This is a genomic window from Candidatus Neomarinimicrobiota bacterium, assembly GCA_018647265.1.
Lineage (GTDB): Bacteria > Fidelibacterota > Marinisomatia > Marinisomatales > TCS55 > TCS55.
In genome coordinates this window covers 1-2,373 of sequence record JABGTK010000066.1, presented here as the reverse complement: position 1 = coordinate 2,373, position 2,373 = coordinate 1, and the positions used below count along the sequence as shown (strand labels likewise).

Annotated in this window: 3 protein-coding genes; all 3 read left to right on the top strand. The window is 39.5% G+C overall.

The genetic code is table 11. The annotated features are described in order from the left end of the window. Nucleotides 1-315: signal recognition particle-docking protein FtsY (locus HN459_04110; protein MBT3478628.1), on the top strand; the 315-nt coding region annotated here is incomplete at its 5' end. After that, nucleotides 312-1,601, top strand: coding sequence for a 30S ribosomal protein S12 methylthiotransferase RimO (gene rimO, locus HN459_04105; protein MBT3478627.1), 1,290 nt, complete (start codon nucleotides 312-314; stop codon nucleotides 1,599-1,601). The genes HN459_04110 and rimO, both read left to right, overlap by 4 nt. A 348-nt stretch (nucleotides 1,602-1,949) precedes the next feature. Further along, entirely contained in the window at nucleotides 1,950-2,360 is a 411-nt protein-coding gene (locus HN459_04100; GenBank protein MBT3478626.1) for a response regulator, read from the top strand. Nucleotides 2,361-2,373: the final 13 nt, after the last annotated feature.

Sequence of the window (2,373 nt, the reverse complement as noted above, 5' to 3'; positions counted from 1 at the left end):
GAATTGGAAAAAATGTATCGTGTTGCCGAAACGCGATTCCCAGATTTTGAAATTCACTCACTGATTACATTGGATGCTAGTTTGGGACAAAATTCATTAATCCAAGCGCGGGAGTTTGCCAATACGGTTCAAGTCGATGGTGCTGTTTTGACTAAGATGGATGGTACTGCAAAAGGGGGTATTGTTTTCCCATTATTCAAAGAATTGGATATTCCTGTGAAATTTATTGGCGTGGGAGAAGATCTTGCTGATCTTTTTGTCTTTAATCGAATTGAGTACGTACAAGGATTATTGGGGACGGCAGAAGAAGAATGAGTGACAAAAATCAAAAATTGAATTTGATTAGCCTGGGTTGTGCCAAAGCATTGGTTGATTCTGAAATTCTTTTAGGTGGACTTAAAAATTCCAATTTTGATATTACACAAGAACCAGAAGAAGCGGACACCATTGTGGTAAATACCTGTGGGTTTTTGGATATGGCTAGAGAAGAATCAATCGAAACGATTCTTCAGGCGGCTGAACTGAAAAAGTCCGGAAAACTAAAACAGCTCGTGGTTATGGGGTGTCTATCCGAAAGATATCCAGAAGAATTGGCAACAGAAATTCCCGAAGTAGATCGCTTTTTTGGCAGCAATGATCATAAACAAATTGCATCATTTTTGACAGGGAAAGAATTTGCCCAGGATGATCCATTGTTTTATCGCTCCTTGATGACCCCCAGTCATTATGCCTATTTGAAAATTGCCGAAGGATGTGACAATGGTTGTTCGTTTTGTAGCATTCCCATTATGCGGGGATTGCAGAAAAGCCGTGGCATTGACTCCATTATGTGGGAAGCGGAAAAGTTGGTTGAACAAGGCGTAAAAGAAATGCTGGTCATCGCCCAGGATTCCACCAGTTATGGCTGGGATCTTAAACCAAAAAAATATCTCAGCGATTTAATATTAGAATTGAATAATCTCGATATTGATTGGATTCGTCTCCATTATGCCCATCCAGCCCATTTGTCACAACGGATTATTGATTCAATGGCAGAATCAAAAAGGGTATGCCGATATTTAGATATGCCCATTCAACATGGTTCGGATAAAATTTTAAAATCCATGCGACGAGGATTAGGGCAAGAGGGTATCCGTAATCGTGTACAAAAGTTGCGAAAAGCAATTCCTGAAATTCGAATTCGAACCACACTCATTGTGGGATATCCCGGTGAGACAGATGACCATTTTAAAGAATTATATGATTTTATAGAAGAAATGGAATTTGACCGCTTGGGCGTTTTTACTTATTCAGAAGAAGAAGGCACTTTGGCAGAAGCGCTCGATGACAATGTTCCAGCTGAAGTAAAAAATAACCGAAAAGCTGCCATTATGGATATGCAAGCGAGTATTAGTTCAGAGAAGAATGAAGCTATGATTGGGCAAACTTTTAAAGTATTGGTGGATAAAAGTGGCGATACCGTTTCGGTGGGACGGACGGAATTTGATTCACCTGAAATTGATAATATCGTGCACATTAAGGCTGCGCTACCAAAAGGCGAATTCGTTAATGTAAAAGTTGAATCGGCCAACGAATTTGAATTGATTGGAAGCCCTATTTAAGAACTGGGAAGCGCTGGGAGCATCCCTGCTCGCCTTCTTTTACTGTCATCCCGGGCGAAGCATGAGACCCGGGAACCAAAACCTCAACCCGATTTAACCAATTCTTAACATGTTGGTTTTCAACATTATTTAGATCAATTATAACAGGCTGTTGAAATCGGATCTTGGGAAATTTGGAACCTTAAATAATGGGTATTCACCGAAAAATATCCCAAAATTTTTGGTGTCTCGGTCCCATTCGCATCACCATAGGTCCCATTCACATCACCATAGACCCGTTCACAACACTATAGACCCGTTCACAACATCTCATGATGCATTGTAAATTTTTCGGATTAATGTCCGGGCGTGAATAATTCCAAGCCAATAACAAAAGTCCAACAAACAGAGCAGGGCATTTCAGTATTACTCGTCGATGATGAAGCTCACGGCTTGGCTGCCTTAATGGACGTTATCCAAAACATGGATAATGCGATGCTTTGTAGCGGTGCTAAATCGGTCCGTGAAGCTATAGCAATTGCAGAAAAAAATCATGTAGATATTTTAATTTCGGATTACCATCTCGGTGATGGGACAGGCTTAGATATATCGACACAATTAAACTTAATGCTTAAAACAATCATTATTTCTGCAGATGTTGCCGTAAAAAAGATTGCAGAAAAAATGAATATTCCCTTCTTAATTAAACCAATCGTAGCCAAAGAACTGGAAACGATGATCAATCAATTATCTTCAAAAACCAACAAGGAAGTAAAATGATAAATTTTACCTT